This window comes from Bacteroides caecigallinarum (genome assembly GCF_021530995.1).
Classification (GTDB): domain Bacteria; phylum Bacteroidota; class Bacteroidia; order Bacteroidales; family Bacteroidaceae; genus Phocaeicola; species Phocaeicola faecigallinarum.
In genome coordinates, this window is record NZ_JADYTF010000090.1 from 1 (window position 1) to 14,754 (window position 14,754).

Sequence of the window (14,754 nt, forward strand, 5' to 3'; positions counted from 1 at the left end):
GATATATATTATGCTGAAAATTAATATTATATATGTCGCGTAAATTTTCCTTTTATTTCTTGCGTAATTAGAAATAATGCATTTTATTTGCACTCGGAAATCAGATAAACACATACAGTATGGAACACAAAATGCCTTTGGCTAACAATCATATTTCAGTTGACTGCGTTATTGTAGGGTTCGATGGTGAACGTTTGCGTGTCCTTCTTAGACGTATAGGTGAGGATAGCGGAGAGGTTTTTCATGATATGAAATTGCCTGGTAGCCTTATATATATGGATGAAGATCTGGACGGAGCTGCGATGAGAGTCCTGAATGAATTGACTGGGTTCAAGAATGTGAATCTTATGCAGTTTAAAGCGTTTGGTTCTAAGGATAGGACAAAGAATCCTAAAGACGTAAGATGGCTGGAAAGAGCAGAGAAGGCAAAAGTGGAACGTATCGTTACGATAGCTTACCTTTCTTTGGTGAAGATAAATAGGGCATTGAATAAAAACCTTGATAATTTTCGGGCAGAATGGGTGCCATTGGATGAAGTAAAGGATTTGGCATTCGACCATAACTTGATAATTGAAGAGGCCATGAGGTTTATACGTCAGTATGTTGAGTTTAATCCGTCTTGTCTGTTTGATTTGCTTCCAAGAAAATTTACGGCATTGCAGCTTAGAGTTTTATACGAAGTTTTATTCGGTAAGCAAATTGATGTCAGAAATTTCCATAAGAAAATAATGATGATGGAATATGTGATTCCAATGGATGAGTTTCAGCAGGGAGTTTCGCATAGGGCTGCAAGGTATTATCGATTTGACAAGAAAATATATAATAAAACAAGAAGATAATCTAAAACCATAATAACATGTATTTATTAGGATATGATATTGGTAGTTCGTCTGTAAAGGCGAGTTTGGTAAATGCCGTTACAGGCAAGTGTGTAGCTTCTGCTTTTTATCCGAAAACTGAAGCGGCTATTATAGCAGTAAAACAAGGCTGGGCAGAACAGGAACCTGCAAACTGGTGGGAAAACTTAAAGCTTTCTACTAAGGCGATAATGGCAGAGTCGGGTGTTAAGCCTGAAGACATCAAGGCAATCGGTATCTCTTATCAGATGCACGGACTTGTATGCGTTGATAAAAATCAGAATGTTCTTCGTCCTGCTATTATCTGGTGTGACTCAAGAGCTGTTCCATACGGACAGAAGGCGTTCCAGACTTTAGGCGAAGAGAAATGTCTTTCTCATTTGTTGAACTCTCCAGGTAACTTCACAGCTTCTAAGCTTGCTTGGATAAAGGAAAATGAACCGGAAATATTTGAGAAAATATATAAGATAATGCTTCCGGGCGATTACATAGCAATGCGATTGACAGGTGAAATTTGTACTACAGTATCAGGATTGTCAGAAGGAATGTTCTGGGATTTCAAGAATAATTGTGTAGCTGACTTCCTGATGGATTATTACGGCTTCGACAAGTCAATCATTGCGGACATCAAACCGACATTCTCAGAACAGGGTAGAGTGACAGCTGCAGCAGCAGAAGAATTAGGATTGAAAGAAGGCATTCCTGTTACATATCGTGCCGGAGACCAGCCTAACAATGCATTGTCATTGAATGTATTCAATCCTGGAGAAATAGCATCTACAGCAGGTACGTCAGGAGTTGTATATGGTGTAAACGGCAAAGTGAACTATGATCCTAAATCAAGAGTAAATACTTTTGCTCATGTCAATCATACTGAAGAACAGACACGTCTTGGCGTGTTGCTGTGTATCAATGGTACAGGTATATTGAACTCATGGATTAAACGTACTGTTGTTCCTGAAGGAGTTTCATATGCAGAGATGAATGATCTGGCTGCTCAGGCACCAATCGGAGCAGGTGGAGTAAGTATATTACCTTTTGGTAATGGTGCAGAACGTATGCTTCAGAACAAGGAAGTAGGATGCTCTATCAATGGTGTAAACTTTAATCTTCATACACGTAATCATATTATACGTGCAGCACAGGAAGGTATTGTGTTCTCTTTCAAATACGGTATTGATATTATGAAGGGTATGGGTATGGATGTACAGAAAATCCATGCAGGACATGCTAATATGTTCCTAAGTCCTATATTCCGTGAAACATTGGCTGGAGTGACTGGCGCTACAATTGAATTGTATGATACTGATGGTTCTGTAGGTGCAGCTAAAGGTGCAGGTATGGGAGCAGGTATCTATAAGGATAATAATGAGGCGTTTGCAACACTTGAGAAACTTGAGGTTATTGAACCAAAACAGAGTGATGCCGCTGCTTATGCTGACGCTTACGGACGTTGGGTAGAATATTTGGAGAAACTATAATAAAAATAAACAATATAATAGATTAATTGTCAACTTTAATATTAACTTTTTAAATTTTGAATATTATGGCAACAAAAGAGTATTTTCCTGGAATTGAGAAAATCAAATTTGAAGGTGTAGAAAGCAAAAACCCAATGGCTTTCCGTTATTATGACGCTGAGAAAGTAGTTTTGGGCAAAAAAATGAAAGACTGGTTGAAATTCTCTATGGCATGGTGGCACACACTTTGCGCTGAAGGTGGCGACCAGTTCGGTGGCGGTACAAAATCTTTCCCTTGGAAAGGAAATGCAGACAAAGTACAGGCTGCTAAGGACAAAGCTGATGCTGGATTCGAAATCATGCAGAAATTGGGTATAGAATATTATTGCTTCCATGATGTTGACCTTTGTGATGAAGCAGAAACAATCGAAGAATATGAAGCTAACTTGAAAGAAGTTGTTGCTTATCTGAAACAGAAACAGGCTGAAACTGGTATCAAACTGTTGTGGGGTACTGCAAACGTATTCGGACATGCTCGTTATATGAACGGTGCTGCTACAAACCCTGATTTCGACGTTGTAGCTCGTGCTGCTGTTCAGGTTAAGAATGCTATCGATGCTACTATCGAACTTGGTGGTATGAACTATGTATTCTGGGGTGGACGTGAAGGTTACATGTCACTTCTTAACACAGACCAGAAACGTGAAAAAGACCACTTGGCTCAGATGTTGACTCTTGCTCGTGACTATGCACGTTCTAAAGGATTTACTGGTACATTCCTTATCGAACCAAAACCAATGGAGCCATCTAAGCACCAGTATGATGTTGACACTGAAACAGTTATTGGTTTCTTGAAAGCTCACAACCTTGACAAGGACTTCAAAGTTAATATCGAAGTAAACCATGCTACTCTTGCTGGTCACACATTCGAACACGAACTTGCTGTAGCTGTTGACAACGGTATGCTTGGTTCTATCGATGCTAACCGTGGTGACTATCAGAACGGATGGGATACAGACCAGTTCCCAATTGACAACTACGAATTGATCCAGGCTATGATGCAGATTATCCGTGGCGGTGGTCTTGGAAACGGTGGTACAAACTTCGATGCTAAGACTCGTCGTAACTCTACAGACCTTGATGATATTTTCATCGCTCACATCGCTGGTATGGATGCTATGGCTCGTGCTCTTGAAAATGCAGCTCGTTTGCTCGAAGAATCTCCATACAAGAAGATGCTTGCTGACCGTTATTCTTCATTTGATAGCGGTAAGGGTAAAGAGTTCGAAGAAGGTAAACTTACTCTTGAAGATGTTGTTGCTTATGCTAAGGCTAATGGCGAACCAAAACAGACTAGCGGTAAGCAGGAACTTTACGAGGCTATTGTAAATATGTATTGCTAATATCTGATTGAATGTCAGAGCATGGTCGGCGCACGGCTGTTGGCGGTATTAAACCTATGACAGCTGTGAGCCGGCTTATTTTGTTTTTATAATTTATAATCTTGATATTATGAATAATACAGAAAAAGGCAGCAAAGCTTATCTTTTTTCCATAGTCCTGGTAGCAGTGTTGGGCGGACTTTTGTTTGGATATGACACTGCTGTTATTTCAGGAGCGGAAAAAGGGCTTCAGGCATTTTTTATGGGTGCTGGTGATTTCACTTATACCGATGCGTGGCATGGAGTTACTTCTTCCAGTGCGCTTATAGGTTGTATCATTGGTAGTGCCATATCAGGTTTCTTTGCTTCAAGATTTGGACGTAAGAACTCTCTGTTTATGGCTGGTATCATGTTCTTTCTTTCCGCATTAGGTTCATACTGGCCTGAATTCCTTTTCTTCGATTATGGAAAACCAACATATTCATTATTAATTGCTTTCAATTTTTATCGTGTTTTAGGGGGAGTCGGTGTAGGTTTGGCATCTGCCATTTGTCCTATGTATATTGCAGAAATAGCACCAAGTAATATTCGTGGAACATTGGTTTCGTGGAATCAGTTCGCCATTATTTTCGGACAGCTGGTAGTGTATTTCGTTAACTTCCTTATTCTTGGTGACAATGTTAACCCTGTGATAAAGGCAGTTGAGGGAGTTAACCAGATCATTAATCCAGGAGAAGCTGCTTGGACCATTGAGACTGGCTGGAGATTAATGTTTGTGAGTGAGGCTGTTCCTGCCGGACTTTTCACATTACTTGTTTTGCTGGTACCTGAAACTCCTAGATATCTTGCTATGGTAGGCAAGGATGAAAAGGCATTATTCGTACTTAGCAGAATTAATGGTATGACTCAGGCTAAGGCTATTCTTCAGGATATTAAGGCTACAGCAGAGGAAAAAACCGAAAAATTGTTTACTTATGGTTGGACAGTTATTTTTGTTGGTATAATGCTCAGTGTTTTCCAGCAGGCTGTAGGTATAAATGCAGTATTGTATTTTGCTCCTCGTATATTTGAAAGTATGGGTATGGGCAATCCTATGGTTCAGACAGTATTTATGGGTGTTGTGAATATTTTGTTTACTCTGCTTGCAATATTTACAGTGGAACGTCTTGGAAGAAAGCCTCTTCTGATCTGGGGATCTATAGGTATGGCTATAGGAGCTCTTGGCGTGGCATTAAGTAATGCGGTTACAGGTCTTCCTGCTATTGTTCCTGTTGTCAGCATCATGATATACAGTGCTTCGTTCATGTTCAGTTGGGGACCTATCTGCTGGGTTCTTATTGCAGAAATATTCCCTAATACGATTCGTGGTGGAGCTGTTGCAATAGCTGTTGCGTTCCAGTGGATATTCAATTTCATCGTTTCTTCAACATTCCTTCCTATGTACAACATGAGTGCCGGTGATATGGGTGTCAAGTTTGGTCACATGTTTGTTTACGGACTTTACGGTGTGATTTGTATTATTGCTGCGATATTCGTATGGAAGATGGTTCCGGAAACTAAGGGTAAGACTCTTGAGGATATGACAAGACTTTGGAAGAAAAACAAGTGATAAGATTCCATATTGATATAAGCCCTAAAGGTCATAACGATCTTTAGGGCTTATTGATTAGTTAAAGTTGAGATTGTATAATATTTGTTTTTCGTGTGATGTCGCAATATGTAATGTCTGGGATTTGATAAATATATGATGGATAAGTCTATTTTTTATACTTTTTCAGCTCTGGTAATATCTTATTTATTTCGTTTATTCTGTGTAAGTCACTTGGATGTGTACTCATAAATTCAGGAACACCACCACCTGACTGTTCCGACATTTTCTTCCAAAAATTAACCGCAACTTCCGGATTATATCCGGCAATTGTCATCAGTATAAGCCCCATATAGTCGGCTTCCAGTTCATGTGTTCTGGAGAACGGAAGCATCACTCCGTATTGTGCGCCTATTCCGTACACGGTTCCGGCTACGTTTTTTACCATCGCGCTTTTTTCTGATAGCGCAGCCGAAAGTATTTGCGAACCATATTGTGCTGCTATCTGCTGGCTCATTCTCTCATTGCTGTGTTTCGCTACTGCATGTGCCACCTCATGACCTATCACAACGGCCAGTTCGTCATCTGACGCTACAAGTTTCATCAGACCTTCGTAAACTACTATCTTTCCACCCGGCATACAGAAAGCGTTAACCTGCTTGTCGGCTACGAGATTGAATTCCCAAGAAAAGTTCTTGATTTCATTCGACATACCGTTTTGTCTAAGGTATTCTTCTGTTGCCTTTGCTATTTTCTGGCCTACGCGTTTTACCATAGCCGTCTGTGATGAAGATGTTGATTTCTTGGCGGTTTTGATATAATCATTATATTGTGTAAGGCTTGATGACAAGACCTCCGAATCAGAAACAAGCAATAACTGTTTTCTACCGGTCAGTGGAACAGAGCCACAGCTCGTAAGCAGAAATAATGAAGCGCATATAAAGATGTCTCTTTTTCTCATAAGATTGATATTTTAATTTATAGGCAAATATCATAAAAAAAAACGATTATTCAAACTGTATGGATTGGAAACAGATTACCTATACTCATTCTAATTAGAGCCTGTCGCTTACACATTGCATGCATAATTCATCAAAAATAATCTTATTTTTTTCTACTTTTGTATGAATATGTATATAAATGACATTATTATATTATGTTGAGAAAAGTTAGACAGATTCTTGCACTGGTGTTTTTCCTTTGTATAACACTATTGTTTCTTGACTTTACCGGCACAGTTCATGCCTGGTTTGGTTGGATGGCAAAAATTCAGTTTATGCCGGCTTTATTTGCGGCAAATGCAGTAGTATTGGTATTCTTGTTCCTGCTTACATTTATACTGGGACGTGTATATTGTTCCGTAATTTGCCCTCTTGGGGTTATGCAGGATGTGGTTTCTCGCATTGGCGGGATGCGTAAGAACAAGAAGAACAGGTTCACGTATTCACCTTCACTCTTTTATTTGCGATATGTCGTTCTGGCAATATTTATCGCAGCATTTTTTCTTGGTGCAGGCTCAGTGGTAGCTTTGTTGTCGCCATACAGCTCATACGGCAGAATAGCTTCAAGCCTGCTGGCTCCAATATGGCAGTTTGGTAATAATATCCTGGCATATTTTGCAGAGCGTGCAGAAAGTTATGCTTTTTATTCTACAGAGGTTTGGATAAAGAGTCTTCCTACGTTTATTATAGCGGTAGTTACTTTCATTACAATATTTATTCTTGCATGGCGTAACGGTCGTACATATTGCAATACTATCTGTCCGGTAGGTACAATATTGGGCTTTATCTCACGCTTCTCACTTTTCAGAATAGAGATAGACAAAGATAAGTGTAAAAACTGTCGTCTGTGTTCCAGACAGTGCAAATCGTCATGTATCGACATCAAGAATCATAACGTGGACTACACCCGCTGTGTGGCATGTATGGACTGTCTTGATTCATGTAAGCATGATGCTATACATTATGTATCGCGTTTCCATAAGAACAAAGGAAACGAATCGAAAACAACAAGTCAGGCGGAAACAGATAAATCCAGAAGGGCATTCCTTACGACAGCTGCCGTAATAACAGCCGGAAGCGCATTGAAGGCTCAGGAAATGAAAGTGGACGGCGGTTTGGCGGAAATCATAGACAAGAAAGTTCCTCATAGAAATACACCTATACTTCCTCCGGGAGCATTGAGCAAGAAAAGTTTTGCCAAGCAGTGTACCGGATGTCAGTTGTGTGTTTCCGTATGTCCTAATCAGGTGCTTCGTCCTTCAACAGACCTTATGCGACTGATGCAGCCTGAAATGTCATATGAAAAAGGTTATTGCCGTCCGGAGTGTACCAAGTGTTCAGAGGTATGTCCTACGGGGGCTATAAATCTTATTTCACTGGCCGACAAGGCTTCTACACAGATAGGTCATGCCGTATTTATAATGGAAAACTGTGTTGCTGTTAAGGACGGGGTTGAATGCGGAAACTGTGAGCGTCATTGTCCTGCTGCGGCGATAAAGATGATACGCAGAAACAAAGACGACAAGAATGCTCCTAGAATACCTTCTGTCAATGTGGAAAGATGTATAGGCTGTGGAGCTTGTGAGAACCTTTGTCCGTCACGTCCTTTCAGCGCAATCTATGTGGAAGGACATGAACGCCATAGAATGATTTAACAATAAAGATTGTAGTATGGAAAAGAAAAATATAAATCGAAGGGATTTTATAAAGATAGTAGGGATAAGTACAGCTACGGTTAGCGGACTGTTTTATGGATGCGGAAAAGGTAAATCTAATGAAAATGTCTCTTCAGACCCTACATCACCGGTTCCAGTGGATAAGATGACATATCGTACTTCCAGCCGTGGTGACAAGGTCTCATTGCTGGGATATGGCTGTATGCGCTGGCCTACACTTCCTTCTCCTGCAGGCGACGGTAATGTGATAGACCAGGATGCCGTAAATGAGCTTATCGACTATGCCATGGCCCATGGTGTGAACTATTACGACACATCTCCGGTTTATGTACAGGGTTGGTCTGAAAAATCTACAGGTATAGCTCTCAAACGTCATCCGAGGGATAAGTTCTATGTAGCTACAAAGCTGTCGAATTTCTCTAACTACACACGTGAGAATTCCATAAAGATGTACAAGAGGTCTTTCGAGGAACTTCAGGTGGACTATATCGACTATTACCTGCTTCATTCCATCGGTAATGGAGGAATGAAGACCTTCCGTGCCAGATACATAGATAATGGAATGCTTGATTATCTGATGGAAGAGAGAAAGGCCGGAAGAATCCGTAATCTGGGCTTTTCGTTCCACGGTACACAGGATGTGTTCGATGAAGTGCTTGCCATGCACGACAAGGTACATTGGGATTTTGTGCAGATACAGTTGAATTATGTTGACTGGCGTCATGCATCAGGCAGAAATGTAAATGCCGAATATCTGTATGCAGAGCTTGAAAAACGTAACATACAGGCCATTATAATGGAGCCGCTTTTGGGAGGACGATTGTCTAACGTACCTCAGCATATTGTTGACAGATTCAAGCAGCAACGTCCTTCGGACAGTGTCGCTTCTTGGGCTTTCCGTTTTGCCGGAACTTGGGATAAGGTGCTTACTGTCCTGAGCGGTATGACATATATGGAACATTTGCAGGACAATATCCGTACATACTCTCCGTTAGTCCATCTTACAGATGAGGATAAGGAATTCCTTGAAGAGACAGCTCAGCTTATAAAGAAGTATCCTACAGTGCCTTGCAATGACTGCAAATACTGTATGCCATGTCCTTACGGTATTGATATTCCTGCAATACTTGTTCACTATAATAAGTGTGTCAACGAAGGTAATGTGCCGAAGTCAAGTAAGGATGAGAACTATGACAAGGCTCGCAGGGCATATCTTGTAGGCTATGACAGAAGTGTTCCTAAATTGAGACAGGCAAGCCATTGCATTGGCTGCAAGCAGTGTATAGAGCATTGTCCTCAGGATATAAATATTCCTCGTGAGTTACATCGTATAGACCGTTTTGTAGAATCGTTAAAGCAGAACAAGTTATGATTCAATCCTGGAATGGTGAGATGTCGTCATTGAAGGACGAGTTGCAGAAAGGCGGTTGGTCGTGCGTCATAGGCAATGGCGTTGAGATGCGTTCATTCTCACGCAGAGGTGTAGCAGATTTGTATGATGTACTTACAAATGAGCCCGATTTGCTTGATGGAGCTTCAATAGCCGATAAAGTAGTAGGGAAGGGAGCTGCTGCACTTATGGTTCTGGGGAAAGTTTCAAGACTTTATACACACATAATAAGTACTCCGGCATTGGCCTTATTGCGCAGTGCCGGAGTAATTACCGATTTTGATGTAGAGACAGACTATATCATAAACCGTGACGGGACAGGACGCTGCCCTGTCGAGATATTGTGCGACGGATTGTCCGAACCGGAAAAGATGCTGCCTCTTATATCTGATTTCCTTTCCAGAATACGTTCCTGAAATATTTACAGTTCAAATATTCCGGTAGGGGAAGTTCTTCTTAAAGGAACTACCTCTAGATCCTTGCCTACAATTATATCCTTTGCTTTCAAAGCACTTTCCACTGTCTTCAAGGCCAGTTCAGGGTGATTGTTGTCTTTGCTTAAATGGCATAGCCACAGGTATTTCAGACGTGAAGGAAAATTACAGGAAATGTAGTCCGCAAGCTCCTTATTGCACAGATGTCCGTTGCCGCTAGCAATTCTTTCCTTCAGGTGAGTGGGATAAGGTCCTTTGTCAAGCATAGTCTTATCGTAATTCGCTTCCATCACCAGATAGTCGGAAATGCTTACAAACCGGGCTACGGTAGGAGTGATGCGCCCTATGTCGGTTATGAACGTAAACACCTTGTCGCATATCTTTATGCTATATCCTACATTGTCTGTCGAGTCGTGAGGAACCTCAAAACATGTAATCTCCAGATCATCCAGCTGAACAGTCTCTCCTTTACAGATAAACCTCTTCATGTTGTCTGCCAGCTTCTCAGTCATGCAGTAACTCCTTCTCATGCCCTCATGTACCTCATGTGTGGCATATACCGGGATATTGTGCTTCCCTGCAAGATGTCCTACAGCCTTTATGTGGTCGGCATGATCGTGTGTCACGAAAACAGCCCTCACGTCACCCAGGTTCAGACAGTGATCCTTGAAAATCTTTTTCACGGTACGTATTCCCAACCCTCCATCGATGAGAATAGAAGTATTGCCGTTGCTTAGGTAATAACAGTTTCCGCTACTTCCGCTTGCAAGGCTTAAAAACTTTATATTCATATTGTTATTTCGTATTTTGTGTTTCGGCATTTTCCATTGTCGGAAAAAGTTGTGCGAAATTACAAAAAATAGCTCGAAAAAACTATTCCTGCTATGATTTTGTAGGCATAGATATCATTCGATACTATGCTGAAAGAATATTTTTTGTACTTTTGTATCCGCATTTTAAAGACTGTAATGACAGAATGAAACCACAATTTCTTATAGGAGGAGCCACGTCAGGGAGCGGAAAGACTGTTTTCGCTTTAGGTCTGCTTCGTGCCTTGAGGAAACGTGGTATAAAGGTCCAGCCTTATAAATGCGGTCCCGGATTTATGGATACTCAGCTTCATGCCATATCTGCAGGTGTTGATTCCGTAAATCTTGATTCATGGTTTGCCGGACGTACTCATCTGCAATATGTATACAATAAATACGGCGAAAAGGCAGATGTATGTATGATAGAAGGCAATTCGGCATTGTTCGATGGTTACAAAAGGATGCAGGGCAGTAGTGCTGAGATGGCACAGGTGGTATCCGTTCCCGTTATACTGGTTGTCAATGCCCGTTCTGCCGCCTATTCAGTCGCTCCAATGCTTTACGGCTATAAGCTGTTCCGTCCGCAGGTTAAAATCGTAGGAGTGGTATTTACTCATGTATCTTCGCTTACTCATTTCTCATATCTTAAGGATGCCTGCAACGATGCAGGTTTGAACAGCCTTGGTTATATACCTTTCGATGAGAGTCTGAAGCTTCCACAGCGACATACTGCTCTCACTCAGTCTGTCCGTTCGGAGATAGAGGAAGTGTCAGAGAAAGCAGCCATGTATGTAGAACAGAATATTGATCTGGACCGTATCCTGAAAATGTGTACCCGCATATTTCCATGCAAATATACCCTTCCATATACGTCGGATGTGGAGGAAACAGGAATTAATTATGCAATGCATAAATCCTTGAAAATAGCTGTGGCTCGTGATTCTGCGTTTAATCTCCTTTATAAGGAAAACATTGACAGACTTTCTGCCATTGGACATGTCACATACTTCAGTCCGTTATACTCCAATAATCTTCCCGAAGCGGATATAATATATATTCCCGGAGGTTTCCCGGAGATGTTTGCCCGTCAGTTGCACCGCAGGAAGACATTGATGAAGCAATTAAAGGACTATGCCGATAAAGGTGGAAAGATTATAGCTGAAGGAGGCGGTATGGTGCTTCTGTCACGTTCGCTGACCGTTCGTGAAGGAGGCAGCGCATACGAGATGAGCGGAGTATTGCCTTTTGGCTGTACGATGATAGATTCGCACCTGCACACGGGATATCGCATTATTGAAATGTCCGACAAGTCGCTCAGAGGACATGAGTTCCGTTTCCTTTCCATAGATACCGAAAATTCTCAGTTGCCTTCCGATATCAGAATTGTTCCCGTTATGAATACACGTGGGGCAGAAGCAGACTCATGCATATATCGTTACAGGAATGTGATAGCCGGTTTTACCCACTGGTATTGGGGAGAGACTGATGTACTTCGTTTGTGGGATTGATTTCAGAACCACTCCTTGAATTCAGAAGCCTTAGCCTTGCTGATAATGATCTTCTCTTTCAGTTCGAATGGAATATTCAGGTTAATTACAAGTCGTCCGTTAAACCACAGACTGATATCTTTTATAGCCTTTCTTGAACACTATCAGTATTATCAGTACGGCGAAGGTGGCACTTCTCACCACATTGCCCGCACCTTTTTCCACTTCAGCGTCCATTTCCTCTTTTGTGAATGTCCTGCCCATCATATTCTTGCCGTAGATATGAGCCAGGATTCCTTCAAGTATCACTATCGAACCATCAACCACAATACCGAAGTCTATTGCTCTAAGACTCATCAGATTGGCCGATACACCGAATATCCTCATCATAATGAATCCGAAAAGCATGGCAAGAGGAATGACTGATGCCACAATAAGTCCTGCCCTGACATTCCCGAGGAATATGATAAGCACCAGGAATACTATTATGGCCCCTTCTATAAGGTTCTTTATTACGGTAGATATGTTTCTGTTTACGAGTTCCGAACGGTTCAGATAAGGCTCTACTGTCACACCTTCAGGCAACATCTTCTGTACCTTAGCCACACGCTTTTCAAGTTCTCCTGTCACTACATTGGCATTCGCGCCTTTGAGCATCATCGCTATACCGCCTATACCTCCTGCCAACAGCATTATTGTAGCCAGTGCCACAAACAGTTTTTTTCTGATTGAAAAATGAACGATTTTCTTAAACATAGTTTTTGCGTGATTATGTTATTTCTGATAATAGTGCAAAAATATGTATTATGTCATCGTTCAGTTACTTATATCTTTTGAGGCTGATAAAAACGGATTTGAAGTGTCTGTTTGTGGAGGTGAAATTTTATTCTGTTTTCACTGAAAAAAAACGTGCCCGCATTCGAAATCAAATGCGGGCACGTTTAAAGTCAAACATGGGCACGTTTAAATTAAGCGTGGGTTTATCCTTTAAGTATCTCTTTTATGCCTCCCAAAGAGCCTAATAGGGAGGTCGCTTCGTATGGGATATAAACGGTCTTGTTATCCTTTCCGCTTGTCATTTCTTTAAGCGTTTCGATATATTTCAGTGCAATCTGATAAGATGCCGGGTCTGAACTGGAACCTTTAATTGCTTCAGCCAGTTTCTCAATGGCTTCCGCCTCTGCTTTTGCCTGAAGGATTTTAGCTTCTGCTTCACCCTGTGCCATCAGAATCTGCGATTCTTTCTGAGCCTTTGCCTGGTTTATCTGTGCTTCTTTTTCACCTTCGGAATAAAGAATCTTCGATGTTTTGTCACCTTCAGCCTTCAGAATCTTTGCACGACGTTCTCGTTCTGCCTGCATCTGCTGTTCCATTGCACGGCGTACACTTTCGGGAGGAGTGATGTCCTGCAGTTCCACACGGTTCACTTTAACTCCCCATTTGTTTGTTGCCTCGTCAAGAACCTCACGAAGACGGGAGTTGATTGTATCACGCGATGTCAAGGTTTCGTCCAGTTCCAGCTCACCGATAATGTTACGTAGAGTTGTCTGCGTAAGTTTCTCTATTGCGTTAGGCAGGTTTTCTATCTCATATACAGACTTGAACGGGTCTGTAATCTGGAAATACAGCAATGCGTTGATGCTGGTAGTCACATTATCTTTAGTGATCACGCTCTGTTCCGGGAAATCGTAAACCTGTTCACGAAGGTCTATCACGTCCGACATCCTTATCAGGGTCTGTGTAGCTCCGTTCATTCTGGTTACTACGTACCGTGTATAAACCTTTCTCGGTCTGTCGATAATAGGCCATATAATGTTTATACCGGAAGACAAAGTACTGTGGTATCTTCCCAATCTTTCAATTACTTTTGTTTCCCCCTGTCGGATAATTTTAAGCCCCTGCACTGCGAAAACTATCACAACAAGTGCCACAAGCCCTACAATAATCAAAGCTCCCATAATGAATGTGTGTCTTTTAGATGTTTATAATAAAGATATTTATCATGCTTTTCTTACGGTGAGTATAATGCTGTCCACTTTAAGTACAACGACTTTCTCGCCTTTCATAATATTGTTTCCGTCTTCCGATACAGCCTTCCACCTGTCCCCATCAATGGCTATGTGTCCGCTATTTGTTTCCGGAATGATGTCTTCCTCAACGATGGCTGTCCGTCCGATAAGAGCTTCCACTCCGCTTTTCGGCGAATCCTTCTTCTTTGAAAGAAATTTAAGCATGAACGGGCGCACATAGATAAATGATATTAAGGTGAAAACGGCAAATACCGTAATCTGCCAAACCAAAGAATCGGTGAAACAAGATGCCACTGCTGCACCAACTGCTCCAATAGCCAGACAGAGTGCAGCAAAACCTACGGTGATTATTTCTATTATTACCAGTGCCAGTGCTATTGCGAGCCATATTTGCCAGATTTCCATAAAATAAGTGTTTTTTAAAGATTTATGTTGTCAAGATATTAAAAGTTTTCGGGTTTTCAAAGGAGAATATGAGATATTCTTAATTATGATTTTGAGCGATATAATCATTCCAGATTTCTGTAGCAAGATATTTGTCACTTCTGCAATGTAGGTCAGCAATACCCTCGTCTATAAGGTCTGCTATTTCAGAACTATAATATATATCTGTAGCTTCTTCAATTGTTATATGATACAT

General features: G+C 41.3%; 12 protein-coding genes and 2 pseudogenes. 8 read left to right on the plus strand and 6 right to left on the minus strand.

Going from position 1 to position 14,754, the window contains the following annotated elements; translation table 11 throughout:
• Positions 1-119: 119 nt before the first annotated feature.
• The 4 genes from I6E24_RS11835 to xylE all read left to right on the plus strand — a co-directional run bounded on the left by I6E24_RS11835 (position 120) and on the right by xylE (position 5,308).
• Complete coding sequence (locus I6E24_RS11835; protein WP_235328751.1) at positions 120-839, plus strand: NUDIX hydrolase; 720 nt, start codon at positions 120-122, stop codon at positions 837-839.
• A 17-nt stretch (positions 840-856) separates the two neighbouring features.
• A complete protein-coding gene (locus tag I6E24_RS11840) occupies positions 857-2,338 on the plus strand; it encodes a xylulokinase (protein WP_235328752.1) in 1,482 nt (493 codons plus the stop codon).
• A gap of 65 nt (positions 2,339-2,403) precedes the next feature.
• A complete protein-coding gene (gene xylA / locus I6E24_RS11845; protein ID WP_235328754.1) occupies positions 2,404-3,720 on the plus strand; it encodes a xylose isomerase in 1,317 nt (438 codons plus the stop codon).
• 109 nt (positions 3,721-3,829) lie between these two features.
• Complete coding sequence (gene xylE / locus I6E24_RS11850; RefSeq protein ID WP_235328756.1) at positions 3,830-5,308, plus strand: D-xylose transporter XylE; 1,479 nt, start codon at positions 3,830-3,832, stop codon at positions 5,306-5,308.
• Positions 5,309-5,456: 148 nt separating this feature from the next.
• On the opposite strand, the gene I6E24_RS11855 is transcribed toward xylE, so the two are convergent.
• Positions 5,457-6,248 carry a M48 family metallopeptidase gene (locus I6E24_RS11855; RefSeq protein WP_235328757.1) on the minus strand — a complete coding sequence of 264 codons (792 nt, stop codon included), beginning with the start codon at positions 6,246-6,248 and terminating at the stop codon, positions 5,457-5,459.
• A 195-nt stretch (positions 6,249-6,443) separates the two neighbouring features.
• Here I6E24_RS11855 and I6E24_RS11860 point away from each other — a divergent pair, with 195 nt between their 5' ends.
• From I6E24_RS11860 to I6E24_RS11870, 3 genes are read left to right on the plus strand one after another with little or no spacing between them, the layout of a single operon-like run.
• Positions 6,444-7,943, plus strand: coding sequence for a 4Fe-4S binding protein (locus I6E24_RS11860; RefSeq protein ID WP_235328758.1), 1,500 nt, complete (start codon positions 6,444-6,446; stop codon positions 7,941-7,943).
• A 16-nt stretch (positions 7,944-7,959) separates the two neighbouring features.
• Complete coding sequence (locus tag I6E24_RS11865) at positions 7,960-9,336, plus strand: aldo/keto reductase (protein ID WP_235328759.1); 1,377 nt, start codon at positions 7,960-7,962, stop codon at positions 9,334-9,336.
• 20 nt (positions 9,337-9,356) lie between these two features.
• Positions 9,357-9,770: a DUF1893 domain-containing protein gene (locus tag I6E24_RS11870; protein WP_394800403.1), complete on the plus strand. Its 414-nt coding sequence runs from the start codon at positions 9,357-9,359 to the stop codon at positions 9,768-9,770.
• A gap of 5 nt (positions 9,771-9,775) precedes the next feature.
• On the opposite strand, the gene I6E24_RS11875 is transcribed toward I6E24_RS11870, so the two are convergent.
• Positions 9,776-10,579 carry an MBL fold metallo-hydrolase gene (locus I6E24_RS11875; protein ID WP_235328761.1) on the minus strand — a complete coding sequence of 268 codons (804 nt, stop codon included), beginning with the start codon at positions 10,577-10,579 and terminating at the stop codon, positions 9,776-9,778.
• A 185-nt stretch (positions 10,580-10,764) separates the two neighbouring features.
• On the opposite strand from I6E24_RS11875, the gene I6E24_RS11880 reads away from it, so the two are divergent.
• Positions 10,765-12,105 carry a cobyrinate a,c-diamide synthase gene (locus I6E24_RS11880; RefSeq protein WP_235328762.1) on the plus strand — a complete coding sequence of 447 codons (1,341 nt, stop codon included), beginning with the start codon at positions 10,765-10,767 and terminating at the stop codon, positions 12,103-12,105.
• A gap of 2 nt (positions 12,106-12,107) precedes the next feature.
• Here I6E24_RS11880 and I6E24_RS11885 read toward each other — a convergent pair.
• The 4 genes and pseudogenes from I6E24_RS11885 to I6E24_RS11900 form a co-directional block, all read right to left on the minus strand.
• Positions 12,108-12,242: pseudogene (locus I6E24_RS11885) on the minus strand (LytR/AlgR family response regulator transcription factor); the annotation flags it as partial.
• Positions 12,241-12,759: pseudogene (locus tag I6E24_RS11890) on the minus strand (efflux RND transporter permease subunit); the annotation flags it as partial. The pseudogenes I6E24_RS11885 and I6E24_RS11890, both read right to left, overlap by 2 nt.
• 305 nt (positions 12,760-13,064) lie before the next feature.
• Entirely contained in the window at positions 13,065-14,042 is a 978-nt protein-coding gene (locus I6E24_RS11895) for an SPFH domain-containing protein (RefSeq protein ID WP_235328764.1), read from the minus strand.
• A gap of 42 nt (positions 14,043-14,084) precedes the next feature.
• Complete coding sequence (locus tag I6E24_RS11900; RefSeq protein WP_235328765.1) at positions 14,085-14,519, minus strand: NfeD family protein; 435 nt, start codon at positions 14,517-14,519, stop codon at positions 14,085-14,087.
• Positions 14,520-14,754 lie beyond the last annotated feature (235 nt).

Coding starts and splice junctions, on each gene's coding strand:
- I6E24_RS11875 (WP_235328761.1), bottom strand. CDS start 10,579: ATGAATATAAAGTTTTTAAGCCTTGCAAGCGGAAGTAGCGGAAACTGT.
- I6E24_RS11835 (WP_235328751.1), top strand. CDS start 120: ATGGAACACAAAATGCCTTTGGCTAACAATCATATTTCAGTTGACTGC.
- I6E24_RS11895 (WP_235328764.1), bottom strand. CDS start 14,042: ATGGGAGCTTTGATTATTGTAGGGCTTGTGGCACTTGTTGTGATAGTT.
- I6E24_RS11870 (WP_394800403.1), top strand. CDS start 9,357: ATGTCGTCATTGAAGGACGAGTTGCAGAAAGGCGGTTGGTCGTGCGTC.
- I6E24_RS11900 (WP_235328765.1), bottom strand. CDS start 14,519: ATGGAAATCTGGCAAATATGGCTCGCAATAGCACTGGCACTGGTAATA.
- xylA (WP_235328754.1), top strand. CDS start 2,404: ATGGCAACAAAAGAGTATTTTCCTGGAATTGAGAAAATCAAATTTGAA.
- I6E24_RS11860 (WP_235328758.1), top strand. CDS start 6,444: ATGTTGAGAAAAGTTAGACAGATTCTTGCACTGGTGTTTTTCCTTTGT.
- xylE (WP_235328756.1), top strand. CDS start 3,830: ATGAATAATACAGAAAAAGGCAGCAAAGCTTATCTTTTTTCCATAGTC.
- I6E24_RS11840 (WP_235328752.1), top strand. CDS start 857: ATGTATTTATTAGGATATGATATTGGTAGTTCGTCTGTAAAGGCGAGT.
- I6E24_RS11865 (WP_235328759.1), top strand. CDS start 7,960: ATGGAAAAGAAAAATATAAATCGAAGGGATTTTATAAAGATAGTAGGG.
- I6E24_RS11855 (WP_235328757.1), bottom strand. CDS start 6,248: ATGAGAAAAAGAGACATCTTTATATGCGCTTCATTATTTCTGCTTACG.
- I6E24_RS11880 (WP_235328762.1), top strand. CDS start 10,765: ATGAAACCACAATTTCTTATAGGAGGAGCCACGTCAGGGAGCGGAAAG.